This window comes from Anoxybacillus sp. UARK-01 (genome assembly GCF_002075365.1).
Classification (GTDB): Bacteria; Bacillota; Bacilli; order Bacillales; family Anoxybacillaceae; genus Anoxybacteroides; species Anoxybacteroides rupiense.
This window is the reverse complement of sequence record NZ_NASY01000026.1, coordinates 16,881-42,389: the sequence shown is the minus strand read 5'-3', so window position 1 is coordinate 42,389 and position 25,509 is coordinate 16,881. Positions and strand designations below refer to the sequence as shown.

Sequence of the window (25,509 nt, the reverse complement as noted above, 5' to 3'; positions counted from 1 at the left end):
ACATGTTAACATTGGCATAGATACGGGGGATGCTTTTTTACAATCTGAAGATTTTTCAAGATACTACATCTTTCAGTTTTACATACTTCATTTCGGGTATATAGGGAGAGAGCGATTTGTCTTGAATTGGAGAAAATAAAAAAATCGATTCACTTTTCATATTATGTATGCTATCATTGAATTGTTTGCATGTTTAGACAAAATATTACTTAATATGACAAAATACAACAAAATCTTAGCATCATGATTTGTATATTCTGTTTAATAGTGTTAGTATAGAAGAGTTAAAGCTTGTATGTTTTATACATCTTATTCTGAAAAACTGAATATAGAAACGGCAAACTACTCGAAAGGGTAGGACGCAAAGCTAAAGGGGCTAAATCTATTGTTCAAATAGACATGCCAGCCAGTTGCCCTTCTTATGGATGAAAGTAATAAAGAAGGTTTTTGTTTTTAACTGGAATAGTATGTAAAAACTGCCCTCTTTTAATTCGATATAGAGGGCAGTTTTATTTCGTTCAGACTAATTTCCATAATAGGTCTAAAGTCAATGGTTCTAACACTAGTGTTGATGATCCATTATTTTGTTTAAAAACAGCATGATACGGCTTAATGTTGCTTTTTTGCTTCTTCCCTCAAGCCATGAACGCCGCCTGTGGACAAATGAATTAGTTCACCGAGTATCCATGGTTCGAAAAGGGCATGCCGTTAGACTTGCTGACTATAGCAGAAAAGCGAGAACGCCAGTACTATTCATTGTTTTTTGGATAATTGACACAACCATTGTTTTAAAGTTTGTTGATCGGCACTCAGTCACGCTTTAACGTGACTGAGGCAAGTCACCGTCTTGCCTCTGACTATGGATGTTGACAGACACCATTCGTTCCATCTTGAAGTTGTATTGATATAGTCGATAGAAGCGTCTTGTTTATGCCGATTTTCTAATCTGGCCCTATCTATGACCGATTCGCTATTTCACTATGAAGGATTATATGATGTCGGCCTGAATGCTGAGAAATTCGTATCTAAACCGTAGGATATTTGTATCCGTATGTTTATACTATGTGCTTTTGTATATTGCAGTGTTCGAATGCAATGGAGGGGGAGACTAGTGGCAATAACTACACAATCCTTGAAAAGAATTATCGATGATCATTTATTTACGAATGCGTTCCAACCGATCTATTATCTGCCTGGTCAAAGCATCGTTGGATATGAGAGCTTGTTGCGTTGTCCATTTGTGAAAAGCCCGGATTTACTCTTTCATGATGCACATGAGAACGGTTATTTATACGAACTTGATATGGCTTCCATTACTAATTCTATCAAGTGTTTTGCAGCTTATATCAAGGCTGCCAATACACATGACTTGTTTTTGTCGCTGAATGTGTATCCTTCGACAGTTGCAGCACCAATGTTTCTTGAAACATTGGAACAGCTAGTGCAGGCAGCTTCACTTGCTCATCAGCAAATTATTTTGGAAATTAACGAATCGGAACGAATTCAAAACTTAGATGAAATGCTGCAAAATGTGTATTTACTAAAGAAAAAAGGATTTGTCGTGGCGTTAGATGATTTAGGAAAAGGAGAATATTCGCTTCAAGCGTTGATCGAGATTGAACCGCAGGTAATCAAGCTCGACCGTTATTTTGCAAAGGATTTAGCAAAAAGCCATAAAAAGCAAAGGGCCATCTTATCAACGATGCAATTTTTTAATGAGGGAACAAAAATGATATTGGAAGGAATTGAAACAAAAGAAGACATGCAATGCGCCCAATCATTAGGCATCTATTTTGGTCAAGGGTATTATTTAGCTAAGCCGCAAGAGCTTTGAAAGTGTGGAGAGATGTCTGCGCTTTTCGGCTTATCATGACAATGTAGCTTTAGTAACAAATGTAGCAACGGATTGTTCATGTAAATGAAAATACATCTTGAAGACGGGACAATGGATCCAAAAATTTTCTACCATCAGAGATACTTTTTTAACTTGCCCTCATCACATTTGGTAGAAGGGGAGAATGACGCAAACTTCACATCCATACAACTTTTAACACGCTAGGTTACATCACTATTCATCATCTCGTTTGTCCAATTAGAAAAAACATGGCGTAATCCATGTTCCCATTGTTTGTTGTGGATCGTTTTATAGGTAAAAGAAGCTATACGAGTCTTGGAAAATCAAAATTGAAAATCCATCCTTTTACTTCTTAAGGTACGAGCGTTTTGACGCGTGTGCCATTTTTTAATGAAAATGTAGGCGTATTGGTTAAATGTTCTCATGCAAAGAGAGATGTGTGTAGGTAAGATAGCTTATGAATGGGTTTTTATGGTCCTATGAAGTCGATGGAGTATGAACAAAAAAACAGGGAGGAAAGTAAGGTTGAATGTAAATGAATTGTTGCAAAGCGTTCAAGAAGCCTATGCTTCTCTCGTTGGACTGCCGATGGTGATTATAGATTCTCAGCAAACATCATTAACCTCTATTTCAAATATCGATCCATTTTCTCAATGCCTGCTTACTTCTGAGAGGGAAGAAATAAAACAAGTGATGCGGCAACGATGGAAATCTTATTTGCAGCTGACCGCTCCGGCTGTGATTGATCTAACATTTCAAGGAGTAAAGGGATTGGTTGCGCCTGTTGTTGTAGGAGGACAGTCGCAGGCATTAATTTGGGCTGGGCCATTTGTTATACAAAATAGAAAGGCACAAATTAATGAGACGGAAGACGGGACAAAACAGAAAAAGTTTTCGGCGAACACGCCTGCGCATTCACTGTCCAGCATTCGTTCCAAGCTCTATATGATGGAAAAAATGGCCTCTGTTTGCGCTAAGTTACTCGAAAATGAGCTGCTGAAACAGGAATATCGCAAGCCGGTTAGATTGCTGCAACGTGCTGTGAAATCGAATTCTTTTCCATCGATACCGATCCAAACATATTTACGCATGCTTCAACAGCTCCACCCATCTATTCATATCACAGCTTATGCGAAGCGTATGAACCGTCAACGTTTTGTGATCCAGAAATTCGTAAGTCAAGAGGAAAAACAAAGCTGGCTGCAACCTGTTTATACGATACATCATCCGATCATCCACCGCCTGATTCAAGAAGGGGAGCCGTTATATTTAGAAAACATATCAGCGAAGCTTAAACTTGGCGATTGGGCCGACCGCAACGAGTTAAAAACGCTGTTTGTTTATCCAATTAAGCAAAATGGGATCGTATCAGGGGCTATTTTTGTTGGAAGTAAAGAAAAAATACGATTTTCTAAAGAGATTAAAGAAAAAGGTTATTTGCTTGTGAAATTAATGGAAGCATGCTTATCCCACGAACAGCTGGTATGCACGAAACAGCACTTTCTTGGCTTAAAAAAGCTAAATGAACTAAGCGCATCGATAAGAGAAAAAGAACATAGCGATGAAATACTGCAGCTAGCTGCGAATGCCGCGCTTGACTTAATGGACGGCGAGCAAAGTGTCATTGTCCTTCAGCAGTATAATGAACAAAAAATCATTGCTGATTCTCAAACTTCACACAAAAAAAGCGATTTATCTTATTACCTTGAATATGTAAGGAAGCATTATTTGCACAATGAGCCAATGCACGCTTGTATGGTACCGCGCTCGATCGAAATGGGGCGGATGATGGTCATTGAGTGTCCATTTTATATTAACAAGCATGTTCAAGGGGTGTTTGCTATATATGTCACGCAGCACGAACAGATAGAAGAGCGGGAAGTCTGCCTTGCTTTACTGACAAACATGATGGCCATTCATTTACAAAAGTTGCTCCCATCTTCTGAAGACAAATCGTTAAGTGTTGATCAAGCGGTGTTTTCCCAAGTGCTAACGCCAAGAGAACTGGATGTACTCAAATATGTTGTAGAAGGGCTAAGCAATCGTGATATTGCGGAACAACTATATATTAGTATACATACGGTTAAAAATCACATCACGAATATTTTTAGAAAATTAGAAGTAAAAGATCGTTCCCAGCTCATCGCAAAGGTTTATCAGCTAAATTTTGAAAAAAACATTCTTTAAGATGGAGAGACACCATATACTATCTATAAAAGGATTTAGTAAATGTATTGATGAAAAGATGTAGCGGTGCAAAGAAGTGCATCGGTTTCGTGATTTTGTGATTAGAATGAACAAGACCAAGGTGACATTTGTACGATCATAGATTGCAAAAAATGTCGATTTTTCTTCGTGAATGAAAAAATAGAGGAGCAGCTTGGAAGCTTCTGTCTATTCTAAAGGAAAAAGGAACCATGTAATTAGGTAGTAATGAAGAAAATCAAAGCATGTACAAGCTCCTTTTTTTATCGCAAGATTCATGGGATAACTTGCATATAGCTGACAGGAGGCTTTTTTGTAGAGCGGGGATATGGGGAAATGGCAGATGGTGAATGTTTGAAAATAAGATGAGGCTAGCAAGTACCAGAAGGTCAGAAGGTGAACAAAATGAAAACGTACCGTGTATGCTGGAATTCGTTCGTAGAGGATGGAAGCGTTTTGCAAGGAAGAAGCCTTGTATATGCTCATTCGCCAGAAGAGGCGATAAAGCAAGTCATTACAAAAAAAATGAAAGAATATCGTCTGCGCCCGGAATGGATGAGAATTGAATCCGTTTTAGAACTACAAGATTTACATGAAAGCGAAAATGGAACTGACGATTAATCATGAAGAAGAAACGGAACCCATAGTACTAGTGGAGCGTTACATGATCGATATCGATTGGTGATCCGCTTTCACGAGTTGGGCGATCGAACCACACTGATCCCAAACAAATGAGGGATGTTAAAATGGTTGTAGACAAAGTCTATGTGGACTTTGTCTACAACCTGATTGCTTCTGTTTTTTAAAAACAGTTTCTAGTTGTTTCGTCTTTGACTTTGACGAATTCCGGAAGCAGCTGCGCGTGCTTCAGCTTCTAAATCTTCATGATCGGCAAGTTCACGTGAATATTCAACATCTAAACCATCCGATTTGAGCTGTTTTGGAACTTGTGGAAGAGATGCTTTGTTTTTGTCGCGTGTGCGTTGTCCGTGAGATCTGCCCATAACAACTGCCCCCTTCATAGCTAGGATGAATCAATCTTGATTCATGTTTAGGATGACACAGCGCGGAAAAAGTATAAGTAGTACATAAATGTTGATGATCCATTATTTTACTAAAAAATACAGGATGGTCTCGTTTCTGCTTTCTTTTCTCAGACAAAAACGCCAGAAGGCCCATTCATTTGCCCGCTGGCGTTCGTTATTCGAGAAAAGGAATGCTAAGCATCAAACGATGTCAAATGGTTGTTATTAGGATCATCAACACAGCTGTCAATAGCAGGATTGGATTAATGACGGGCTTTTTTTGCTGTATAGCCCCCGGCTCGATCAGCCAATTTGAACTCGCGTGAATAGATCACTTCTTGAGCGCTAGACAGGGTGTTTTTTGTTTTTTCGCGTTTTCGTTTCTCATTCATCGTTTCGCCCTCGCTTTACGGCAGTTTTTTCATTGTTATTTTTCCCTATCCGCCTTCATTTTATGCAAAAAAGGAACTGCTCAGCCAACTGTGAGAGTTCCTCTTTGTCTACGCTTCTTTTCTTTGCTGTTCTTCTTCTAAAAGCAGAGGACAGCGCATCGTATAAAGTGTGTAGTTGTCTTTTGAAATTTCGTATAAATGATAGATATCCTTACCTTGGTTGATTTCGTCAAATAAGCTTTTCCTTCTTTCATTTGCTAATGTGACATAAGGGAGTTTTTCGGCTGCTTTTATCGAGCGGACATTCACTTTGCGAATTCTCATAAAAATGGTTTGAATAGAAAGTTCATAAAATAATTCGTTAAAGAATGCCTGCTTTGCTTGTTGATTGTAACCTTGGCCGTGATAAGGCTTGCCTAGCCATGTTCCTAAAAATCCTGCTCCGTCTTGAACATCGAACAAGCTAATCGTGCCGATCGGATTGCCCCATTCATCTAAAATGGTCCGCGAAATGAGCTCACCGCGTTCTTCAGCTTCGATGGTTTGTTTAGTAATAAAGAGAAATTCCTCATAGGAATGGGCTTTTTGGCGCACAAAAGGGAAGACCTCAGGGTGCACCATTAGTTCGTAAAGAGCTTGACAATCCTGCAATTCACGTTTTTTTAACATTGCATTTCCCTCCTGTTTTGAGGGCAGCTTGCACGTGGGAAACCACCCTCGAAATTTTTTAATGTATTTCAATCAAAAAATTTCGGGGTGGGAATCGAACCCACTAGAACCAGCATCTCGACTGGTGGCGCACCATTTGCCTTCCCTTGATTTGAAGCGTCATTATCTAATTGTAGGTCCATTTTTCATGTAATGGCTTCCTTCATCATACATGATTATGTGTAAAAAGGAAATAGCTTTTTTGTTAATTTTTTGTGTATATCATTTCCCCATTTACCATGGTGAAAATAGGTTTTGCCAAGTAGTGGAACGGATGGGCATTCCATAGAACAAGATCCGCGTCTTTACCAACCTCTAGGCTGCCGATGCGCTCATCCACTCCTAAATTGCGTGCTGGAAGAATCGTGATTCCTTCGATTGCTTTTTGCTCTTCCAGTCCCTCACGGACAGCGACGGAAGCACAAATATTTAAATATTGAATAGGCGTATAGGGATGATCGGTTGTTATTGACACTTCGACACCGGCATCATGAAGAATTTTATATGTCATCCAGCTTTTATTTGTCAGTTCGACCTTTGAGCGGCGTGTCAAGGTTGGCCCGACCGATACTTTTAATTTTTTCTCACCTAATTCTTTGGCGATAAAGTGTCCTTCTGTGCAATGCTCAATACGTAAATCGAGATGAAACTCTTCTGCGAAGCGGATAGCGGAAATAATGTCATCAGCTCTATGAGCATGAATGCGTACAGGGATTTCTCGTTTGAGTGCACGAACAATGGGGGCCATGCGCAAATCTTCAGGATGAGTGCAATATTTTGCTTTATAAAAGGTTTCACGAAGCATTCCCATAATGCCCATGCGGGTAATGGATGCTTCGCTGCCATTGCTGTGGATGCGCTTTGGATTTTCCCCGAGCGCAATTTTTAAACCGGCCGTTTCTTTTATTAACATGCGAGAAACGTTTGTTCCATATGTTTTAATAACGGAAGTCGTTCCGCCGATCACATTGGCGCTGCCCGGCATAATGTGAACGGCTGTAATCCCATGAGAAATAGCATCACGGAAGCCGGGATCAAAAGGATAGACGCTATCGATCGCTCGAATATGAGGTGTCATCATTTCGATCGTTTCATTGGCATCGTTTCCTGCCCAGCCTGTTCCTTCGTCATACAAGCCAAGATGTGTATGAACATCAATGAAACCAGGAAATAAATGCTTTCCTCCACAATCAATCACTTCTGTTTGTTCATCAGGACATAATTGATAGTCGATTGCTTTGATTCTTCCATTTTCTATAAGTAAATCTGCCTGATGCATCGTCGCACTTGTGATAGGATGAATCGTTGCATTGGTTAATAATCGTTTTTTCATCGCCAACTCCCTTGTTGTCCGTGTTTGATCTGTTCTTTAAGCACGGGTTTGTGATGAAGAATTCCAAAACTTCAGACGGAGCGATCACTTGAGTGTTATCGCCATCGATAAAGAATCATGGCCGTATAACTAAAAGGCGGAGCAGTTACCTTGTTGACGGCCAGAGGCAATTTGGGACTTGCGTTTATCAAACGGATGTGTAAAAAGATTGAAGATCCATCCATGGATCTCGTCATTCCACTATTGAAAAACGGCAAGAATCTCATATAAAAGAGCCAAATGTTCCAAAGCTATATTCTGATGATAGGAAATAGCTACGACAGTCTTCGCCTATGATTCGTCGCTGTCTTTGAATAGATGGAGCAGTGCCGTGTCAAGAGAAGGAAAAGAAAACGAAAATCCTGATTCTTGTAGCTTTTTGGGAATGACTCGTTGACCTTCTAATACGAGGCTGCTCTTTTCTCCTAAAAGCAACCGCAGCATTGGTTCGGAAATAGGCAACCAATGAGGGCGCTTTAGAACGAAAGCTATTGTTTTCCCTAATTCATCCATCGTAACAGGAGACGGTGCTGTTAGATTGACAGGTCCGACAAGCTGTTCATGGGTTAGCATATATTCGATGGCTCGAACAACATCCTCTATATGAATCCATGAGACCCATTGCTTCCCCGATCCGATTGTTCCGCCCATCCAGCAGCGATATGGGAGCGCTATTTTTCCAAGCGCTCCTCCGTTTTTGCCGATAATGATGCCAAAACGAGCAAAAATGGTACGAGTTCCGAGTATTTGGGCCTGACTTGCTTCCTCTTCCCATTTCTTGACGGTTTGCGCAAGAAAATCGTTTCCAATCGTTTCCGTGTTTTCGGTGAATGTATCGGTGAAGGAAGTTCCGTAAATGCCGATCGCGCTAGCGTTAATGAACACACGGTGGAGAGAAGGCAAAAGGCGCATAAAACGAATGATTTCTTTCGTGGAAGATAATCGGCTTTGGACGATTCGCTCTTTTCGTTTTTTTGTCCATCTTCCGCTGTTAATGGACTCTCCAGCCAAGTTAATGATCGCATCAAGTGAGGGAAGCGCGGCTTCTGGGCGGCTTTTAGATGTCATCCATTGTATATAATGGACATTTGGCAACGAAGATGTGGGAGGGGTTCTTCTTGTCAAAATGTATAATTCATGATTCTTTTGCTGTAAGTAATGTGTGAGCGCTTTCCCAACAAAACCGGTTCCTCCAGCAATTGCAATGTTCAATTCATCCACCTCTTTTCTTTTTTACATAGTTCGCTTTATCGATGCTTGATTCCTTTTTTGATATCATAAATGATGGAGGGTTGATCATGCTTATTATTAAAATTGAGGTGCAGCAAGAAAACCGGGAACGTTTGATGATTCATGCACTTAAGGAAAATGGAGAACGTTTCTCGTTTAGTGTGGATCAAAATGTGCTGATTGAGTTTCGGCTGAAAAAAGGAATGGAAGTGGATGAATTTACATTTCAAGAAATAGTATATGCAGATGAAGTGAAAAAAGCATATCAAATAGCGCTTCATTTTCTTTCGTATCGCATGCGTTCTGAACAAGAAGTGGTCAATCATTTAAAGAAAAAAGGGAAACCGGAAGCCGTTATCCGCGACGTGCTACATGAATTAAGGAAACATCAATATGTAAATGACGAAGAGTTTGCGCACGCTTATGTCCAAACACAAATAAAAACCACTTTAAAGGGGCCGGCCGTTATTCGCAGAGAGCTTGAAGGCTTGGGGATTGCAGAAGATCTCATTGAACAGGCCTTGTTGTTATTGACAGAGGATCGCCAGCTAGAAGCCGCCAAAAAGCTATATGAAAAAGCGATGAAACAGACCAAGCATCGTTCTGTTTATGAATGGAAGCAATATATTGAACAGCTATTGCAGCGCAAAGGATTTCCACGATGGATGGCTCAAAAAATAACGGATGAGCATGCACAAGCTCCAGACGAAGCAAAAGAATGGGAGGCGCTTGAGCACCATGCGCGGAAGGCCCATCGTCGTTATCAGGCTTATAATGGTTTGATATATGAGCAAAAAATGAAGCAAGCGCTATATCGAAAAGGTTTTTCGCTTGAAAAAATTAATGAAATGCTAAATAAGCTAAAAGAAGAGGAAAATCAATGAAGTAGAAATAAGCCTATGTTTATCTGTGGGGCTCGGCGTGCATGAGATGCAACAGATCTCTCAACATTTGTTTCCACGCGAGCGGTCGACGGTCGGGCGATTAAACACCGACCGTCGAAAAAAATGAGATTCTGCTTTTGAAGCGGCCATCAGTTCCAGCTTCTTATGGCATCTGTAAAAAACGATATGAGCGGGCATTTAAGTCGACTAGAAAACGATGAAAGCCATGGGCTGGCGTTGGAAAATTCATTGATTTATCGCAACGCTTCTATTCAGCTTCCCCCTTCATGAATAAAACCAGCCGGAGCGATATATTTTGCTGACGTGATCAGAAGCCAATGTTTCACCGGCATATGAAATAGGGGTGTGACGATCACTGATATGGATGGCTATAACAACTTATTCGATTCAATGATCATTTCAGCCTGTCCATTTTCATTTTGAATAATATACTCAGCGATTTGCTCAGGAGGAAGAAGGCGGGAACGGTCTTGAATATGATCGGTTCCTTCCCAAAAAGGCGTGTCCATTCCTCCCATGTATACGGCTGTTATAGAAATAGGAGTGTTCTCAAGCTCTTTAACAAGACTTTCAGTAAATCCGCGAACTGCAAATTTAGTGGCTACATAAACAGATTCATTTACTTTTCCTCGCAGTCCGGCTGTCGAGATAATATTGATGATTTTTGCTTTAGGCAATGTTTGAAAATAGGGAAGAAAAGCTTTTGTCATATAAATGGTTCCGCAAACATTCGTTTCGATCATTTCATGAATTTGTTCGCATGTGAGGGAAGCGAGAGAACCAAAATGCCCGATCCCAGCGTTATTAATTAGACACCCTATTTTATGCTGCTGGATGATTTGTGCTGATACTTGGCAAACGTCTTCATAGCTTCGGATATCTAATGTGTAAATAAATGCTTGGCCTTCATTTGCTTCAATTTCTTGTTTAACGGCGAAAAGAGGGTGCTCTCGTCTCCCCATTAAAATGATGGGATACCCTTTCTTAGCGTATTTCAAAGCTAGTTGCTTTCCTAGGCCTGTTCCTGCCCCTGTAATGACGATTGCTTCCATATGCCTATCCTCCGTTGACTGCTGTTCTTTATTCATCGTAGCTTGAATAATGGCTTTATAGCCTATCCGTTCATCCATGTATACAACTTGAAAATCATAACAGGTTTTTATTAGGAGATCAAGATGTCCAAGTTATACTATAATGAAAAGCGAGGAGGAATGAAAGATAATGCAAAAACGGTATAGCGAGATGACAGAATATGAGCTGAAGCAAGAAATAGCCGCACTGACGGAAAAGGCGCGCAAAGCAGAACAAATGGGAATGGTGAATGAATTAGCGGTTTATGAGCGGAAAATCGCTATGGCAAAGGCGTATTTATTGAATCCAGAGGATTTTCAGCCCGGAGATATATATGAAATTGATGGAGATCCTGGCTCTTTTTTTAAAATTCGTTATTTAAACGGAGTGTTTGCATGGGGATACCGATTGAATGGCGATGGTGAAGAGGAGGCTTTGCCGATTTCTTTGTTAATGAAGGCGTAACAGCCAGAGATGTGAAAGCTCTCTGGCTGTTACGCAAGCTTACGATTGTTTTCTTGTTTGTCGTTCTAAAATCATTAAATCGACGGTTTGTTGCGTTTCGCCATTAACTTGGGAGTGGGCATGCTTTGGGTTCGCCCATGGCTGCTGAAACGGATTGGAATAAAGGTTATTGTAAAATTTTTTTCGAGAATGACGATTCACGATCCGGCACCTCCTGTATAGACGCCTAAGCCGGAAAAATTCGTCATGGACGTCTATAGATACATTCAGAGTAAAAAAACTTGACATAAGCAAGACATGGAAACGGATGAAAAACGATGGACGTCATTAAATAAGTGTAAGACGTTATTCATCCCGATGATTTGAAGCGCTCATGCGTTCCTGCGGATGGGTATTAATCGTGCCATTTGCGCGCTTAGAAGCGTATTCTGCCTTGGCACGAGGTTCGCCTTCTAATTTGTTATGATTTTGGTTAGGGAAGTTGCGTTCTTTATTGCGCATGACTCTGTTTCCCCTTTCGTCATTCCTGTTTGTGTTGTTTACCAACACATTTTTAGTATAGCGAATTGTCGACATGTTATGTGTTCAAATCTTGGCAGGAAAGGAGAGAAAAACGATGACAATGAACGCATATTTTGAGCGGCTGACAAAGGAGTTGCTCGACCAAAATGATGCGCTGGCATATGCACAAGCACGAACGTGGGTAGAGCTATTATGGGAGGATTTTGAAGCTACTTATGCGCGTGCCGGTTATTCCTATAAGGGAAAAGAGTTAACAGAAAGAGTGGTTCGACAATGGATTAGGCAATATGGTGCCAAGCTCCATGAATTCGAGGCCATAAATCCTAAGTACAAGCATTTACTAAACCGAGACGACTATTTAAAGCACTAAATAGATGGTTGGTGATTTCAACCGCTTTCATCCTGCGTCGCTGACCTTGTTTCTCCGCTTAAAACGTTTTGATTCGATTTGCGTCGTCAGGCTGCATTCCTTGCTTGCCAAGCGTTTTCAAGCCGGTCTGATATGCAGCCAGCACAAGATAATGAGGACGTTAAAATGATTGTAGACAAAGCCCATTTGACTTTGTCTACAACGTGAAGCGATTGTGGGGATTTCAATCACTTATTAGCCCGGAATTAATTCGAGCTTTTTGCGCAATTTTCCTTCACTGAAAATCCACCCTGTATAAGAGCTGACAACATGAAAATGGCGATCAAGCTGTACAACAGCCACAAATGGATAGTATCCTTTGTTTCGATAGCGCAGGTCGGTAAAGCGAACTTCATAATGATCGCTATATTCATTGACTTCCCAGCGATAAACAGGTGAAAAAGAGAGAAAGGCTGCTAAATTTTCATCTTTTTTGGCTGCTTCAATCGCGGGATGAGAAGGAATCGGGCATCTTTCAAATGTATCTAAAATATGGATTGCGCCGTTTTTGGCACGGCCGACGAAAAAGTGGTCTTTGGCCGTAATCGCTAAATGCCATTCACGAAAACGCAAGGTCGGCACGGTAATGATTTGCTCCACATGCGGAATGGTTTCCATCACCGCTTTTTTAATCATGGCTTGCTGGCGAAAGCGAATGATATAATAGCCGACTAACAGCACGTAAATCGCTAAAAACGTATAGCCTGGATGAGCGCCAAGAAACAAGAGTCCGATGCCAGCAAGATGCATTCCAAAAATGGCCGGATCAAACGTATTAATCACGCCAAGAGCAACCCATTTTTTTGTAAATGGCCGCAAAGCCTGTGTCCCATAGGCATTAAAAATATCGACAAACACATGAAAAAACACAGCGATTGAAATCCAGATCCATAAATGAAACATATTGGATATAGGATAAAAATGAGCAATAACTCCTGTAATGAGTAGAGGCCAAATCAATAAAGCTGGAATGGAGTGAGTGATGCCGCGGTGATTGCGAATATATTTAGCGTTATTTTTTAGCTTTAAAACCGTATCTAAATCAGGAGCTTGAGAGCCTATTAGCGTACCGATTAAAACAGCTTGTGCTAAAGCTGGATCATGTGCAATAACAGGATCTAAAGTGGCGATGCTTCCTAATGCCACTCCCATGACAATATGTGTTCCCGTGTCCAACGAAGAAGCCTCCTTATAGTGTTCTGTTTCATAGTATATCCATCTTTTCTTTAGATGATTGGGTATGTACCAAACGATTGAAATTTTTTGTACATCCACACTATACTATCATTAGTTTAACATCTTGGAGGAGCAAACGTGAACCAACAAATGCAACCATTTATTGAAGAATTTCAGATCGAAGCGTTTCAGCGTGATTTAATTCAGTGGTTTGAGCGTGAGCAGCGCGATTTGCCGTGGAGAAAGGACAGTGATCCGTATAAAATTTGGGTATCTGAAGTGATGTTGCAGCAAACGAGAGTCGATACGGTCATCCCTTATTTTCATCAGTTTATGGAGCAATTTCCCACTTTAGAATCTTTGGCAACTGCTGATGAAGAGAAAGTGCTCAAAGCTTGGGAAGGGCTCGGATATTATTCGCGCGTCCGCAATTTGCATGCCGCGGTAAAAGAAGTAAAGGAGCGGTACGGAGGGAAAGTGCCTGACAGCGCGGAGGAATTTTCAAAGCTAAAAGGTGTAGGACCGTATACGACTGGAGCGGTGCTGAGCATCGCGTACGGGCTTCCAGAGCCAGCTGTAGATGGCAACGTGATGCGTGTATTATCGAGAATTTTTTTAGTAGAGGAAGACATCGCAAAGGTAAAAACGAGGAAAATATTCGAAAACATCGTAAGAATGATTATTTCTCATGAGAATCCTTCTTATTTTAACCAAGCTTTGATGGAGCTCGGAGCTCTCATTTGTGTTCCAGGGAAACCTGCTTGTTTGCTTTGTCCTGTTCAGGCCCATTGCCGAGCATTTGCAGAAGGAAGACAAGAAGAGCTGCCTGTGAAAACAAAAAAAGCGAAAGTGAAGGAGGTTTCTATCGCTGCTGCTGTTGTTATGGATAAACGGGGGCGTATTCTCATTCATAAGCGGGATCAAGAAGGGCTTTTAGCGAATTTATGGGAATTTCCAAACTGTGAGGTAGGAAAAGAACAGCCGCAAAAAGAATTGACCGCTTTTCTTAAAAAAGAATATGGCGCTTGCGTGGAGCTAAATTCTCCTTTTGCCGCTTTAGAGCATGTGTTTTCCCACTTGGTTTGGAATATTGTTGTATATTGTGGTACAATCATGGGCGATATAGCGGAAACAGATCGTCTAAAGCTAGTGAGCGAGCAAGAGATTCAGCAGCTTGCTTTTCCTGTGTCACACCAACGCATTTGGAAAGAATATAAGCAATTCAAACAGGAAGGCGGATAAAAATCCGCCTCAGACTGTTAACAACTGCTGCCTTGGGCGGATCTGCACTTTGTATGACTGCGCTTCTTGTCTGCTAGTCGTCTGATGTGAAAACATGAGAGTGAATGATGGAAGGCAGACTAAAAAATCGTCCTTAGTCATAGGATGGCCTTGTTCCTTTTGTATAGGTAGCTTCTGTTCGTTTTACACCGCGCGCTTCAATTTCTTCAATGATTTCGCGATGAATGGCTTGTCCCTCCGCGTTTAAATACGGGGCTATTTGCTGGAATGAATGGTGAAAGAAGGCGAGTTCGCTATCTTTCCATTTCGATTTTGGTATCATGGAAAGTTCTGTCATATCACGACCAACATACATGGGCTATTCCTCCTTTTTCTCAATAGTGTAAAAAATAGCCCGTAAATTTATACATAATAAAGGAGAGGAAGAAATGAGCAAAAAAGTGGCAGTAGTGACTGGAAGCAGCCGGGGAATTGGCAAAGCGATTGCCCTTCGATTAGCGCAGGAAGGCTACGATATCGTTGTCAACTATGCGCGAAGCAAGGAAGCAGCTTTACAGACGGCGAAAGAAATTGAAGCATTAGGTCAACATGCGCTTGTAGTCAAAGCGAATGTAGGAAAAGTTGAAAAGATCCAGGAAATGTTTGCACAAATTGACGAAGCTTTTGGTCGAGTAGATGTTCTCATTAATAATGCTGCATCTGGAGTATTGCGGGCAGCGATGGAATTGGAAGAATCCCATTGGGATTGGACAATGCATATTAACAGCAAGGCCTTGCTCTTTTGCGCGCAAGAAGCAGCAAAGCGTATGGAAAAGGTCGGAGGCGGAAAAATTGTAAGCATTAGCTCGCTCGGTTCCATCCGATATTTAGAAAATTATACAGCGGTAGGGGTTTCAAAAGCAGCTGTTGAGTCGTTGACTCGCTATCTAGCTGTAGAACTAGCGGCGAAAAATATTTCTGTCAATGCCGTCTCTGGCGGGGCAATTGATACAGACGCATTGAAACATTTTCCGAATCGCGCTGAATTGTTGGCTGATGCTGTTGCCAAAACGCCAGCCGGACGAATGGTCGAGCCGAAGGACATCGTCAATGCTGTTTTATTTTTATTATCTGATCAAGCGGAAATGATACGAGGACAGACCATTATTGTGGATGGTGGCAGATCTTTATTAATGTAGCATGGTTGATCCATTTTTTTTCTTAGGCTATCCGAATTTTTAACATACTGCGCTGAGAAGTCTTCCATCTCTTAACGGAGTGGGGGAAGGTTCATGAATGGATATGGGCTGTTTTTTCGTTCCATTGGCTGCTATCTATCGCTTGTCAGACGAAGAAATTCAACTTGATTTTATTTATGTCTGCCGGCGTAATTTTTTGCGGATAAAAAAATCACCTCCTGGACACATTAAAGTCGTGGAGGTGATAACGATGGCAAAACAATCAAACAAAACGGCTGCTGGTACAAACATTCAAGAGGTAAGACAACAAAACGCTCAAGCTGGTGCGGCAGGACAATTTGGCACAGAATTTGCTGCTGAAACAGATGTCCAAGAAGTAAAACAACAAAACGCTCAAGCTGAAGCGCGCAAATCACAAAAATCATCACGCTAAGCGTCCAATGCGTGAACATGCTTAACTATATCATTATAGGCACTCCTTTTTTCGGTAAAGGGGTGCCTTTTTATATCCTGTTCGTAAGGTGCTGTCTACCTTCAAGCGCCATCAGTTTGCGCACTGTGGCAGCGACATGTTGAGCCGTTTCGCTGAGTTATCTGCGCAAGCTCTCCTCGGCGGGACGCTTTGCGCTTTTTTATCTACATGCTCGACAAAAGTTATCACTACTCTACAGATATAGTCAAAGGAAATTCCTGCTCTTTTCCCGAATGTATTAAGATAGAATGCTGAAAGGGGAGAAAGAGTATGGAGCTTTTTGATCGTTTAGTCGGCGAGCAGCTAAAAACGATGGAGCAGCTATTATTTTTGCAATCAGAAATTGAGAGATGTCAATCCATAGAAGAAGAATTAATTGAACTGCAAAATGAAGCGAAGCTGCAATCGGTTCAAGAAGAAATTCAGCAAATGAAGCAGCAATTAAAAGAAATTCAGCAAACATTTGAAAAACAAACGGAGGAAGTCATTCGATCCTACCAGCGCCATTATTGTCATGCGGGCGAGCCATCATAATGAGTTGGTGGCTCTTTTGTTTTCAATTCGGAGCGAAATTATTTATAATATATTCAAATGTATCTACCAAGCGTCCCTTGTTTGAGAAGGGCATACTGGTTCGGAAAGTAAATAGTCTTGCCGACTAGGGCAAAAAAAGCGAGAAATTCAATACGGTTTATTGGTTTGGGTTGGATCATTATATATAGAAAGTGTCCATATGAAAGTAGGTAAGAAAAATGACGACAAAATATCCACGTGAAGGAGAAATTATCCAAATTCAAAGCTATAAGCATAATGGTTCGATTCATCGAATTTGGAAAGAAACATTGGTATTAAAAGGAACGTCCAATTATATTATTGCAGCAAATGATCGAACAGTTGTGACAGAATCTGATGGAAGGACTTGGATTACTAGAGAGCCTGCCATTTGTTTTTTTCACGCGAAGCATTGGTTTAATATTATCGGAATGATTCGCGAGGATGGCGTTTATTATTATTGCAATTTAAGCTCGCCGTTTGTTTGGGATCAAGAGGCGCTTAAATATATTGATTATGATCTTGATATAAAAGTTTTTCCAAGCATGACCTATAATCTTTTAGATGAAGATGAGTATGAGCACCATCGACAGGAGATGAATTATCCAGCTGTGATCGATCGCATTTTAAAAAATAATGTTCAAAAGCTCGTTAGCTGGATCCAGCAGCGAAAAGGACCATTTGCGCCTGATTTTATTGACATGTGGTATGAGAAGTTTCTTTCATATCGCAGTTAATACTAGTGTTCAAAAAAATAGGGTTCAGACACTTGTGTCTGAACCCTATTTTTTCGTGTAGATTCAGATTGGAAAAGCGGCATAAATAAAAAGTAAAACTGTTCAAACGTCCAGAAAATGGTTGGGGATGTCGAAAAATCAATGAACATAGGCTATAGATACAATTTAATGCGTCACTCCAAAGTGCAATCAGGGCAAGTAGGTGATTTGCCTTTGTCCGTAGGTTTGTAGTTGTATGTAAGAGACGAAGCCGCTGTCTTTGGATTGATAAAGAGATAAAGTAAAAAAATATTCATCATTATTGAAGGAAATTAAATACAAAGAGAGCGTGCACAACCAGTTATTGATCGGACATGCTGCGCGGCGAGGATTTTTAATATCATATCGGAGATTTCGCAGATGCTTTTCTTCATATTGGAAAGGAATAGTTTTCCTCTTTCATCCAGCCATTTTTGTTTTATTTATATAATTTGAACTTTTTAGAATATTATTATTGTATTATTCTTCTATGCATGGCATAATTTAAATGAAAATGGCCGAATTGTACTACTATTCTTTTTTATTTAGATAGGAGGTGACGTCATGAGTGAACAGCGAGTGCTAGAAGTAAAAGGGTTGAAAACATCCTTTTTTACAGATGATGGAGAAATTCCGGCGGTCGATGATATCGATTTTTATATAAACGAGGGGGAAGTTTTGGGGATTGTTGGAGAATCAGGGTGTGGAAAAAGCGTGACCTCGTTATCGATTATGGGGCTGTTACCAAAAGGAATCGGACGAGTCGTTGGTGGCGAAATTTGGTTGAAAGGCGAAAATCTTGTCAATGCGTCGGAAAAAAGAATGAAAGCGATTCGGGGAAATGAAATTGCGATGATCTTTCAAGAGCCAATGACTTCTCTTAATCCGTTGTTTACGATCGGCAATCAACTAATCGAAGCCATTCGTACACATACAGACCTCACAAAAAAAGAAGCGCGTCTGCGGTCGATTGAAATGTTAAAGCTAGTCGGTCTTCCGCGAGCGGAAGACATCATCGACGAATATCCTCACCAATTATCGGGAGGAATGAGGCAAAGGGTCATGATCGCGATGGCAATGGCTTGTCGTCCGGCTGTTTTGATCGCCGATGAACCGACGACTGCGTTAGATGTGACCATCCAAGCGCAAATTTTAAAGCTCATGAAGGATTTAAACCAAAACTTCCAGACCGCTATTATGATGATCACTCACGATTTAGGGGTCGTGGCAGAAGTGTGCCAGCGAGTGATTGTCATGTATTCAGGAAAAATTGTCGAGGAAGGCGACGTACATACGATTTTTAAGCAACCAAAACACCCTTATACAATCGGTTTAATTCAGTCTGTTCCTGATATTCGTGAAAAAAAGGAACGTCTTTATTCGATTCCGGGCAATGTTCCAAAACCGGGAACGATCAAACAAGGATGCCGGTTTGCAGCACGGTGTGAGCATGCGTTTGCTCGATGTTTTCAAGAAACACCGCAGCTATACTCCATTGATCAAACAGGGCATCGCGTTCGTTGTTTTTTGCATCAAAGAGAGGAGGAAACGAAGGGTGACCGAGCCGTTGTTGCAGGTGAAAGATCTTAAAAAATACTTCCCGATTACGGGCGGTGTTTTCAGCAAAAAAATTGGCGAGGTAAAAGCTGTCGACGATCTGACTTTTACTGTGTATAAAGGAGAAACGTTAGGCATTGTTGGAGAAAGCGGCTGTGGGAAATCAACAACGGGGCGAATGCTTCTGCGTTTAATTGAACCGACAGAAGGTTCAATTGTGTTTGAGAATCAAGAGATTACAAATTTATCGAAGCAAGAATTACGAAAAGTGCGCCGCGACATGCAGATGGTATTTCAAGACCCCTTTGCTTCTCTTAACCCGCGCCATACGGTAGAAAAGATTCTTGAAGAGCCGCTAGTTGTACATGGAATCGGCTCGAAGCAGGAGCGGAAGAAGAAAGTTTACGAAATGCTGGAGGTTGTAGGCCTGGGAAGTTATCATGCCAAGCGGTATCCACACCAATTTAGCGGGGGACAGCGCCAAAGAATTGGCATTGCCCGTGCCTTGATGACCCGGCCGAAGCTGATTATTGCCGATGAGCCTGTTTCCGCGTTAGACGTATCGATTCAAGCGCAAGTATTAAATTTACTGGAGGATTTGCAAAAGGAATTTGGGCTCACCTATATTTTTATCGCGCATGATTTAGGAGTTGTTCGCCATATCAGCGACCGTGTAGGAGTCATGTATTTAGGCCGGATGGTAGAGTTAGCTGATAGTGATGTACTATACGAATCTCCTAAACATCCGTATACAAAGGCGCTGCTATCGGCCGTTCCTATTCCAGATCCTGAATATCAGCAGGAACGGCAACTTTTAACAGGGGATTTGCCAAGCCCGGCTAATCCGCCAAAAGGTTGCGCTTTTCATACAAGATGCAGCGCTTGTATGGACATTTGTAAAACGACAAGGCCAACGCTCCAAGAGGTTGAAAAGGGACATTACGTTGCTTGCCATCTTTATCAATGAGATGAAAAGCAACGAAGTCATAAACATAAGGCTACTGGAAAAAGGGGGAATATGTTATGAAGAAAAAGTCATTGATGACATTGCTTGCTGTTATGCTGGCACTGTCTGTAGCGCTTGTCGGCTGTGGAAAATCAGAAAAGACAAGCAACGGTGGGAAGGGAGGAACATCGTCACAAAGCACGCTAGTATATGGGCGCGGGGGAGACTCGGTTGCACTTGACCCTGCAACAGTGACAGATGGCGAATCATTGAAGGTAACGAAAAATATCTTTGATACACTGCTGGACTATAATGAAGGTGACACATCTGTCCAGCCTGGACTAGCTGAAAAATGGGATATCTCTCCAGACGGGTTAACGTACACATTTACGCTTCGACAAGGCGTTAAATTTCATGATGGCACTGACTTTAACGCTGAAGCTGTCGTATTTAATTTCGAACGATGGGCTAATGGAAATGCCGACCAATTCCCATACTACGGATCGATGTTTGGCGGATATAAAAATGACGAAAGCCATGTGATTAAAGAAGTAAAAGCTCTGGATGATCATACCGTTCAGTTTGTATTAAAACGTCCACAAGCGCCATTTTTGAAAAACCTTGCAATGCCGCCGTTTGCGATCGCCAGTCCGGCAGCTATCGAAAAATATGGCGATAAGTTTGCGGAAAATCCTGTAGGAACCGGTCCGTTCGTTTTTAAAGAATGGAAGCGAAATGAGCGGATTGTGCTTGAGAAAAATAAGGATTATTGGATGAAAGGATATCCAAAATTAAATCAGTTAATCTTCGTCTCTATTCCTGACAACTCAGCTCGCTTAAATGCGCTGTTAAAAGGCGAAATTGACTTAATGGAAGATGTGAATCCATCAGATCTAAAACAGGTTGAAGAAAACAAGGATTTCCAAGTGTTTAAACGTCCTTCCATGAACGTGGGCTACGTTGGTTTAACCGCGACGAGGGGGCCTTTGAAGAACAAACTTGTTCGTCAAGCCCTAAACTATGCAGTAGATAAACAAGCGCTAATTGATGCGTTTTATGCTGGGCAGGCAGAACCTGCGAAAAACCCGATGCCTCCGAGCATTCCTGGCTATAATGATGCGATTCAGGACTATCCGTTTGATTTAGAGAAAGCGAAGCAGCTTTTGGCACAGGCCGGCTATCCAAACGGATTTGAAATGGAATTATGGGCAATGCCTGTTCCGCGTCCATATATGCCAGATGCGAAAAAAATTGCTGAAGCGTTGCAAGCCAACTTTGCGAAAATTGGCGTCAAGGCAAAAATTGTCACATATGAATGGGCGACCTATCTAGACAAAGCAGCGAAAGGAGAAGCAGACTCATTCTTGCTTGGCTGGACCGGAGATAATGGTGATGCTGATAACTTCCTATACGCGTTACTAGATAAGGACAGCATCGGCAGCAACAACTATACGTACTACTCCAATGAGGAGCTTCACAAAATTTTAGTTGAAGCGCAAACAGTCAGCGATGAAAATAAACGGAATGAGCTTTACAAAAAAGCGCAAGAAATTATCAAAGAAGACGCACCATGGATCCCGCTTGTTCACTCAACACCGCTGCTAGCAGGAAAAACGACGATTAAAAACTTTAATCCACATCCAACAGGCACCGATAAATTTACAAAAGTAGAGATTCAATAAATTCTAGGTTGAGAGGGAGGGGGGATACCTCTCCCTTTGAATTTCGCAAGGAAGGAGTGATAGCGTGTTTGCTTATACGCTGCGGAGAATTTTGATGGTGATTCCTGTTTTGTTAGGAATGTCGCTCGTTGTCTTTTTTATGATTCGGGCGATTCCCGGAAATCCGGCACAGGTCATCTTAGGACAAAAAGCGACGAAAGAAGCAGTCGAAGCATTGACGCATAAGCTGGGGCTTGATCAGCCGTGGTATGTTCAGTATGTCAAATATTTAGGGGGACTGCTAAAAGGAGATTTAGGAGAATCCATTCGAACCGGAACATCGGTATCGCAAGAAATTTGGCCATATTTAGCAGCGACGCTTGAGCTGTCTATCGCGGCGATGTTGATTGCCATCGTGATTGGCGTGAATGCAGGAATTATAAGCGCTTGGTTTCAAAATTCCTGGTTTGATTATACAGCGATGATATTAGCGCTAGTAGGCGTATCAATGCCGATTTTTTGGTTGGGGCTCATGGAGCAGTGGGTATTTGCGATTCATTTGGATTGGCTTCCGACATCTGGGCGTGAGGAAGTGCGAAATCCGATAGAACCTATTACTCATCTATATTTAATCGATACATTGCTGCAAGGAAATACAGAGCAGTTTATGCAAGTATTGCAGCATTTAATCCTGCCAAGTATAGCTTTGGCTACGATTCCTATGGCAATTATCGCAAGAATAACCCGTTCCAGCATGCTTGAAGTGATGAAATCCGACTATATTCGTACAGCGAGAGCGAAGGGGTTAAGCATGTTTTGGGTCGTTTATAAGCATTCACTAAAAAATGCGATTATTCCTGTATTGACGGTTATTGGTTTGCAGACAGGGCTGTTGCTTGGAGGAGCGATTTTAACGGAAACGATTTTCAGTTGGCCGGGAATTGGGCGCTATATTTATGAAGCAATCGGCTATCGTGATTATCCCGTGATACAATCAGGAATTTTAGTAGTAGCAACGATCTTTATTTTTATTAATCTAGTTGTCGACCTTCTTTATGCTGCTGTTGATCCGCGCATTAAGTACAATTAATTTTGCAAAGGGGTGAAACAAAATGGCCGAATTAGCCCGAAATCAAGCGCCAATCCCTGTTAAACCAGACAAAGAAGAATCGGTTTCACTTTGGAAGGAAGGCTGGCGCAGTTTTAAAAAAAATAAAATAGCGCTTGTTGGTGCGGCCATTGTCCTGTTTTTTATTTTATTAGCCGTGTTCGCTCCGCTTTTGGCTCCGTATGAAATTAGTGAGCAAAACCTTTCCGAACGTTTGCAGGCGCCATCGAAAGAGCATCTTTTTGGAACCGATGACTTTGGCCGCGACATTTTATCGCGCGTCATTTATGGAGCGAGAATCTCGCTTTGGGTTGGATTTTTTTCTGTGCTCGGTTCGGTTGTTGTCGGATCTTTACTCGGTATTGTAGCAGGTTATTACGGAAAATGGATAGATGCCATTATTTCTCGTATCTTTGATATTATGCTGGCATTCCCAAGTATTTTATTAGCCATCGGAATTGTCGCTGTTTTGGGGCCATCACTGCAAAATGCATTGATTGCGATCGCGGTCATTAATATTCCGAATTTTGGACGATTGATTCGTTCACGTGTATTAAGTATTAAGCAAGAGGAATATATCGTGGCAGCAAGAGCGATAGGAATGAGTGATGCTCGTATTTTATTCCATCATATTTTGCCGAACAGTATGGCGCCGATTATCGTGCAAGGAACGTTAGCGATCGCTACTGCCATCATTGAAGCGGCTGCTCTTGGTTTTCTCGGCTTAGGGGCGCAGCCGCCAAATCCGGAATGGGGAACGATGCTAGCAAGTTCAAAAGATTTTCTAACACAGGCACCTTGGACGATGGTATTTCCTGGGCTTGCCATTATGTTGACGGTGCTGGGATTTAATTTAATGGGAGACGGATTGCGCGATGCGCTTGATCCGCGCATGAAAAGCTAACGAATTACCGAAACGGTTATCCTAAACGAAGGATAGCCGTTTTTTCATATATTGTCGCTGAATTTTGCCATGACGAAGGCTGAAACAAAGGCGCTTTCCAATCTATTCATCGTTCTTTAATCGATGTTATTCCATCGCTCGACCGTCACACCTGTTTATTGGAGGGGGACATGTCGATACATTCAGTAGAATGGATCACGTTATGTTAGAAGACGCTGCTGAAAAAAAGATTGGTTCAGTTAAAGTATGACAAACATTGTATGGGAAAGAGAATGGATCAATTTTCGGAATGTTTTCTGATCTATCCTCATTTCATTTGCGATATCGGAAATAGCCTTTCCCTTTTAATCATAAAAATTCCCCTCTCGTAATCATGAGCCATAGCTCCTCTCGCTGACACTATGGTTCTATTGCAAGTAGGGAATTGGGTTACAGCTATATGAGAGATTTTAACCTGTGTTTTGCTAAAGCTTTATTTTCCTTTTTTAACGAATCTTTCAGTTATAGTTATTTACTTGTTGCTGCTTTTTATGGCTTTTTTGTAATAAGTACATCGTAAAATAGTAGCCCGTTATAATGCCAATGGAATTTAGAATTAAATCATCAATATCAACGGATCTAAGCCCCCCTAATTTCGTCAAAAACAAAAGGTATTGTCCACATTCGATTATGAGGGGGACTACTATTGATAGACCAATTAATTTGGCTTTAGAAAGACCGCGTGTAAAAATAACACAATAAAATCCAATGGGTAATGTTAGGAGGACATTTCCCAATATATTCTTAAAGGCAATGAATGGATTAGTCCCGGAAATGAAATCTTCAATGTAAGTAAATATGGTTTTGAAAGGGACGAAATTATATAAGAGATAGTTTACCGGGGTACTCTGGTCAATCCAAACAATAAAAATTAAAGCAGAGATATAAGCAAGAAAAGTAATCCTTGAAATTTCTTTCATCATCCTTAATTTAGATTTTCGAATGAATAAAAGCCTAATGAACAAGTAAAAAAGTAATATGGGTCCTGAAAATAGCAGTATATCCATCAGTAGTCTCAAAGTAAATCATCCTTATTCATTAAAAATTGAAAGAACAAGTCATCGAATTTAGACTTGTTCTTATATCGTTATTGGTCGATGCTTCCACTGCCGATTACCTTGTCGCCTTCGCCACCAGTTTTCGTGACATTGACAGTATAATCCCCGGCAGCAACAACTCCCCAACTTTTAGTAGCGTAATAACCGTTTGCTGATTTGGTAAAACGATAATTAGTGAGCCAGGATTTATATAGCTCTACTTTATAGTCAGATTTTTGGGAAGATACCGATCCACTATATCAGTATGGATCTCCTTCTGTATAAAACTAGTAGTTGTTTATAAATCTTTGTTGCAATGTCAAATGAATAAGAATCACGATATGCTGCTGTAAATGATAGGGGGATGACTGATAACATCTTTGTAAGCTTATTTATACATTCCTTTAATTATAACACTTTCCATAATTTATAATAGCATATACTTCCAAAAAATCAACTTCATACATATACAAAAAATAGATTTATTGGATGATTTTAATCCCTTTACTGCAAATTGTTTTTGAGATTTTAGAAAAGTTATGCGTGGAGGAACATAGAAGATACCAAGAAGAGAATGTTCCTGTATGGGAAAGGTGACCAAATGGAAATCATCATGGACAAAAAGAAGGAGAGAGGGAGAACATTGAATTTTCTTTTCTCGAAGAATGGCCTATATGTTCAATCTAACATATTATGTTCAACGAATGGAGATTTTCCCAATTT

27 protein-coding genes and 1 riboswitch are annotated in these 25,509 nt (G+C 41.0%); of the genes, 16 read left to right on the top strand and 11 right to left on the bottom strand.

Features of this window, described 5'->3' with window-relative positions; translation table 11 throughout:
• Positions 1-326 precede the first annotated feature (326 nt).
• Positions 327-418: riboswitch (cyclic di-GMP riboswitch) on the top strand.
• A 693-nt stretch (positions 419-1,111) separates the two neighbouring features.
• The 3 genes from B6A27_RS03265 to B6A27_RS03255 all read left to right on the top strand — a co-directional run bounded on the left by B6A27_RS03265 (position 1,112) and on the right by B6A27_RS03255 (position 4,681).
• Complete coding sequence (locus B6A27_RS03265) at positions 1,112-1,834, top strand: EAL domain-containing protein (protein WP_161491025.1); 723 nt, start codon at positions 1,112-1,114, stop codon at positions 1,832-1,834.
• A 546-nt stretch (positions 1,835-2,380) separates the two neighbouring features.
• A complete protein-coding gene (locus tag B6A27_RS19295) occupies positions 2,381-4,042 on the top strand; it encodes a LuxR family transcriptional regulator (protein ID WP_161491024.1) in 1,662 nt (553 codons plus the stop codon).
• Between the two features lie 414 nt (positions 4,043-4,456).
• A complete protein-coding gene (locus tag B6A27_RS03255) occupies positions 4,457-4,681 on the top strand; it encodes a hypothetical protein (RefSeq protein WP_139788056.1) in 225 nt (74 codons plus the stop codon).
• Positions 4,682-4,875: 194 nt separating this feature from the next.
• Here B6A27_RS03255 and B6A27_RS03250 read toward each other — a convergent pair whose 3' ends face one another.
• The 5 genes from B6A27_RS03250 to B6A27_RS03230 form a co-directional block, all read right to left on the bottom strand.
• Positions 4,876-5,064, bottom strand: coding sequence for a YfhD family protein (locus B6A27_RS03250; RefSeq protein WP_080860127.1), 189 nt, complete (start codon positions 5,062-5,064; stop codon positions 4,876-4,878).
• 284 nt (positions 5,065-5,348) lie between these two features.
• Positions 5,349-5,477: a YfhE family protein gene (locus B6A27_RS03245; RefSeq protein ID WP_080860125.1), complete on the bottom strand. Its 129-nt coding sequence runs from the start codon at positions 5,475-5,477 to the stop codon at positions 5,349-5,351.
• Between the two features lie 108 nt (positions 5,478-5,585).
• Positions 5,586-6,146: a GNAT family N-acetyltransferase gene (locus B6A27_RS03240; protein WP_080860124.1), complete on the bottom strand. Its 561-nt coding sequence runs from the start codon at positions 6,144-6,146 to the stop codon at positions 5,586-5,588.
• A gap of 244 nt (positions 6,147-6,390) precedes the next feature.
• Positions 6,391-7,518, bottom strand: a complete 1,128-nt coding sequence (locus B6A27_RS03235) for an amidohydrolase (RefSeq protein WP_080860122.1) — start codon at positions 7,516-7,518, stop codon at positions 6,391-6,393.
• A gap of 330 nt (positions 7,519-7,848) precedes the next feature.
• On the bottom strand, positions 7,849-8,769 hold the full coding sequence (locus tag B6A27_RS03230) for a TIGR01777 family oxidoreductase (protein ID WP_080860120.1): 921 nt from the start codon (positions 8,767-8,769) through the stop codon (positions 7,849-7,851).
• 86 nt (positions 8,770-8,855) lie between these two features.
• Here B6A27_RS03230 and recX point away from each other — a divergent pair, with 86 nt between their 5' ends.
• Positions 8,856-9,671 (top strand): recombination regulator RecX, encoded by an 816-nt coding sequence (recX, locus tag B6A27_RS03225; protein WP_369824136.1) that lies wholly within the window; start codon positions 8,856-8,858, stop codon positions 9,669-9,671.
• A 389-nt stretch (positions 9,672-10,060) separates the two neighbouring features.
• On the opposite strand, the gene B6A27_RS03220 is transcribed toward recX, so the two are convergent.
• Positions 10,061-10,744 (bottom strand): SDR family NAD(P)-dependent oxidoreductase, encoded by a 684-nt coding sequence (locus B6A27_RS03220; protein WP_080860177.1) that lies wholly within the window; start codon positions 10,742-10,744, stop codon positions 10,061-10,063.
• 169 nt (positions 10,745-10,913) lie between these two features.
• Between B6A27_RS03220 and B6A27_RS03215 the strand changes: the two genes are divergently transcribed.
• Positions 10,914-11,228 carry a YfhH family protein gene (locus B6A27_RS03215; protein ID WP_080860118.1) on the top strand — a complete coding sequence of 105 codons (315 nt, stop codon included), beginning with the start codon at positions 10,914-10,916 and terminating at the stop codon, positions 11,226-11,228.
• Positions 11,229-11,267: 39 nt separating this feature from the next.
• Here B6A27_RS03215 and B6A27_RS03210 read toward each other — a convergent pair whose 3' ends face one another.
• The gene (locus B6A27_RS03210; protein ID WP_080860116.1) at positions 11,268-11,429 is read right to left on the bottom strand and encodes a YpzG family protein; all 162 of its coding nucleotides are present in this window, start codon (positions 11,427-11,429) and stop codon (positions 11,268-11,270) included.
• Positions 11,430-11,573: 144 nt separating this feature from the next.
• Complete coding sequence (locus B6A27_RS03205; protein ID WP_066146776.1) at positions 11,574-11,729, bottom strand: small, acid-soluble spore protein K; 156 nt, start codon at positions 11,727-11,729, stop codon at positions 11,574-11,576.
• Between the two features lie 121 nt (positions 11,730-11,850).
• Here B6A27_RS03205 and B6A27_RS03200 point away from each other — a divergent pair, with 121 nt between their 5' ends.
• Positions 11,851-12,120 (top strand): YfhJ family protein, encoded by a 270-nt coding sequence (locus B6A27_RS03200; RefSeq protein WP_080860175.1) that lies wholly within the window; start codon positions 11,851-11,853, stop codon positions 12,118-12,120.
• A gap of 234 nt (positions 12,121-12,354) precedes the next feature.
• Here B6A27_RS03200 and B6A27_RS03195 read toward each other — a convergent pair whose 3' ends face one another.
• Positions 12,355-13,335 carry a metal-dependent hydrolase gene (locus B6A27_RS03195; protein WP_066146779.1) on the bottom strand — a complete coding sequence of 327 codons (981 nt, stop codon included), beginning with the start codon at positions 13,333-13,335 and terminating at the stop codon, positions 12,355-12,357.
• Positions 13,336-13,485: 150 nt separating this feature from the next.
• Here B6A27_RS03195 and mutY point away from each other — a divergent pair, with 150 nt between their 5' ends.
• Positions 13,486-14,577: an A/G-specific adenine glycosylase gene (gene mutY / locus B6A27_RS03190; protein ID WP_080860173.1), complete on the top strand. Its 1,092-nt coding sequence runs from the start codon at positions 13,486-13,488 to the stop codon at positions 14,575-14,577.
• 133 nt (positions 14,578-14,710) lie between these two features.
• On the opposite strand, the gene B6A27_RS03185 is transcribed toward mutY, so the two are convergent.
• Positions 14,711-14,932 (bottom strand): hypothetical protein, encoded by a 222-nt coding sequence (locus tag B6A27_RS03185; protein WP_044741741.1) that lies wholly within the window; start codon positions 14,930-14,932, stop codon positions 14,711-14,713.
• A gap of 73 nt (positions 14,933-15,005) precedes the next feature.
• Here B6A27_RS03185 and fabL point away from each other — a divergent pair, with 73 nt between their 5' ends.
• The 9 genes from fabL (at position 15,006) to nikC (ending at position 23,710) form a co-directional block, all read left to right on the top strand.
• Positions 15,006-15,755, top strand: coding sequence for an enoyl-[acyl-carrier-protein] reductase FabL (fabL, locus tag B6A27_RS03180; protein ID WP_044741740.1), 750 nt, complete (start codon positions 15,006-15,008; stop codon positions 15,753-15,755).
• Positions 15,756-16,005: 250 nt separating this feature from the next.
• Positions 16,006-16,188, top strand: coding sequence for a gamma-type small acid-soluble spore protein (locus tag B6A27_RS03175; RefSeq protein WP_080860171.1), 183 nt, complete (start codon positions 16,006-16,008; stop codon positions 16,186-16,188).
• A 309-nt stretch (positions 16,189-16,497) separates the two neighbouring features.
• Positions 16,498-16,761 carry a YgaB family protein gene (locus B6A27_RS03170; protein ID WP_044741739.1) on the top strand — a complete coding sequence of 88 codons (264 nt, stop codon included), beginning with the start codon at positions 16,498-16,500 and terminating at the stop codon, positions 16,759-16,761.
• Between the two features lie 218 nt (positions 16,762-16,979).
• Complete coding sequence (gene ntdP / locus B6A27_RS03165; protein ID WP_080860114.1) at positions 16,980-17,516, top strand: nucleoside tri-diphosphate phosphatase; 537 nt, start codon at positions 16,980-16,982, stop codon at positions 17,514-17,516.
• 582 nt (positions 17,517-18,098) lie between these two features.
• Positions 18,099-19,124, top strand: coding sequence for an ABC transporter ATP-binding protein (locus B6A27_RS03160; RefSeq protein WP_080860111.1), 1,026 nt, complete (start codon positions 18,099-18,101; stop codon positions 19,122-19,124).
• Positions 19,090-20,058: an ABC transporter ATP-binding protein gene (locus tag B6A27_RS03155; protein ID WP_066146788.1), complete on the top strand. Its 969-nt coding sequence runs from the start codon at positions 19,090-19,092 to the stop codon at positions 20,056-20,058. Before B6A27_RS03160 ends, B6A27_RS03155 begins: the two co-directional genes overlap by 35 nt.
• Before the next feature lie 56 nt (positions 20,059-20,114).
• Positions 20,115-21,719: an ABC transporter substrate-binding protein gene (locus tag B6A27_RS03150; protein WP_080860109.1), complete on the top strand. Its 1,605-nt coding sequence runs from the start codon at positions 20,115-20,117 to the stop codon at positions 21,717-21,719.
• Between the two features lie 94 nt (positions 21,720-21,813).
• A complete protein-coding gene (locus B6A27_RS03145) occupies positions 21,814-22,788 on the top strand; it encodes an ABC transporter permease (protein WP_221212082.1) in 975 nt (324 codons plus the stop codon).
• Positions 22,789-22,810: 22 nt separating this feature from the next.
• Positions 22,811-23,710: a nickel transporter permease gene (nikC, locus tag B6A27_RS03140; RefSeq protein WP_044741733.1), complete on the top strand. Its 900-nt coding sequence runs from the start codon at positions 22,811-22,813 to the stop codon at positions 23,708-23,710.
• A gap of 497 nt (positions 23,711-24,207) precedes the next feature.
• On the opposite strand, the gene B6A27_RS19350 is transcribed toward nikC, so the two are convergent.
• The gene (locus B6A27_RS19350; RefSeq protein WP_161491023.1) at positions 24,208-24,669 is read right to left on the bottom strand and encodes a VanZ family protein; all 462 of its coding nucleotides are present in this window, start codon (positions 24,667-24,669) and stop codon (positions 24,208-24,210) included.
• Between the last annotated feature and the right edge of the window lie 840 nt (positions 24,670-25,509).

Excerpts from the sequence above, each read along its gene's own strand:
- B6A27_RS03245 (WP_080860125.1), bottom strand. The coding sequence starts at position 5,477 with ATGAATGAGAAACGAAAACGCGAAAAAACAAAAAACACCCTGTCTAGC.
- B6A27_RS03150 (WP_080860109.1), top strand. The coding sequence starts at position 20,115 with ATGAAGAAAAAGTCATTGATGACATTGCTTGCTGTTATGCTGGCACTG.
- B6A27_RS03200 (WP_080860175.1), top strand. The coding sequence starts at position 11,851 with ATGAACGCATATTTTGAGCGGCTGACAAAGGAGTTGCTCGACCAAAAT.
- B6A27_RS03220 (WP_080860177.1), bottom strand. The coding sequence starts at position 10,744 with ATGGAAGCAATCGTCATTACAGGGGCAGGAACAGGCCTAGGAAAGCAA.
- B6A27_RS03205 (WP_066146776.1), bottom strand. The coding sequence starts at position 11,729 with ATGCGCAATAAAGAACGCAACTTCCCTAACCAAAATCATAACAAATTA.
- mutY (WP_080860173.1), top strand. The coding sequence starts at position 13,486 with ATGCAACCATTTATTGAAGAATTTCAGATCGAAGCGTTTCAGCGTGAT.
- B6A27_RS03235 (WP_080860122.1), bottom strand. The coding sequence starts at position 7,518 with ATGAAAAAACGATTATTAACCAATGCAACGATTCATCCTATCACAAGT.
- B6A27_RS03215 (WP_080860118.1), top strand. The coding sequence starts at position 10,914 with ATGCAAAAACGGTATAGCGAGATGACAGAATATGAGCTGAAGCAAGAA.
- ntdP (WP_080860114.1), top strand. The coding sequence starts at position 16,980 with ATGACGACAAAATATCCACGTGAAGGAGAAATTATCCAAATTCAAAGC.
- B6A27_RS03250 (WP_080860127.1), bottom strand. The coding sequence starts at position 5,064 with ATGGGCAGATCTCACGGACAACGCACACGCGACAAAAACAAAGCATCT.
- B6A27_RS03145 (WP_221212082.1), top strand. The coding sequence starts at position 21,814 with ATGGTGATTCCTGTTTTGTTAGGAATGTCGCTCGTTGTCTTTTTTATG.
- B6A27_RS03185 (WP_044741741.1), bottom strand. The coding sequence starts at position 14,932 with ATGTATGTTGGTCGTGATATGACAGAACTTTCCATGATACCAAAATCG.
- nikC (WP_044741733.1), top strand. The coding sequence starts at position 22,811 with ATGGCCGAATTAGCCCGAAATCAAGCGCCAATCCCTGTTAAACCAGAC.
- B6A27_RS03175 (WP_080860171.1), top strand. The coding sequence starts at position 16,006 with ATGGCAAAACAATCAAACAAAACGGCTGCTGGTACAAACATTCAAGAG.
- recX (WP_369824136.1), top strand. The coding sequence starts at position 8,856 with ATGCTTATTATTAAAATTGAGGTGCAGCAAGAAAACCGGGAACGTTTG.
- B6A27_RS03170 (WP_044741739.1), top strand. The coding sequence starts at position 16,498 with ATGGAGCTTTTTGATCGTTTAGTCGGCGAGCAGCTAAAAACGATGGAG.
- B6A27_RS03160 (WP_080860111.1), top strand. The coding sequence starts at position 18,099 with ATGAGTGAACAGCGAGTGCTAGAAGTAAAAGGGTTGAAAACATCCTTT.
- B6A27_RS03240 (WP_080860124.1), bottom strand. The coding sequence starts at position 6,146 with ATGTTAAAAAAACGTGAATTGCAGGATTGTCAAGCTCTTTACGAACTA.
- B6A27_RS19350 (WP_161491023.1), bottom strand. The coding sequence starts at position 24,669 with ATGAAAGAAATTTCAAGGATTACTTTTCTTGCTTATATCTCTGCTTTA.
- fabL (WP_044741740.1), top strand. The coding sequence starts at position 15,006 with ATGAGCAAAAAAGTGGCAGTAGTGACTGGAAGCAGCCGGGGAATTGGC.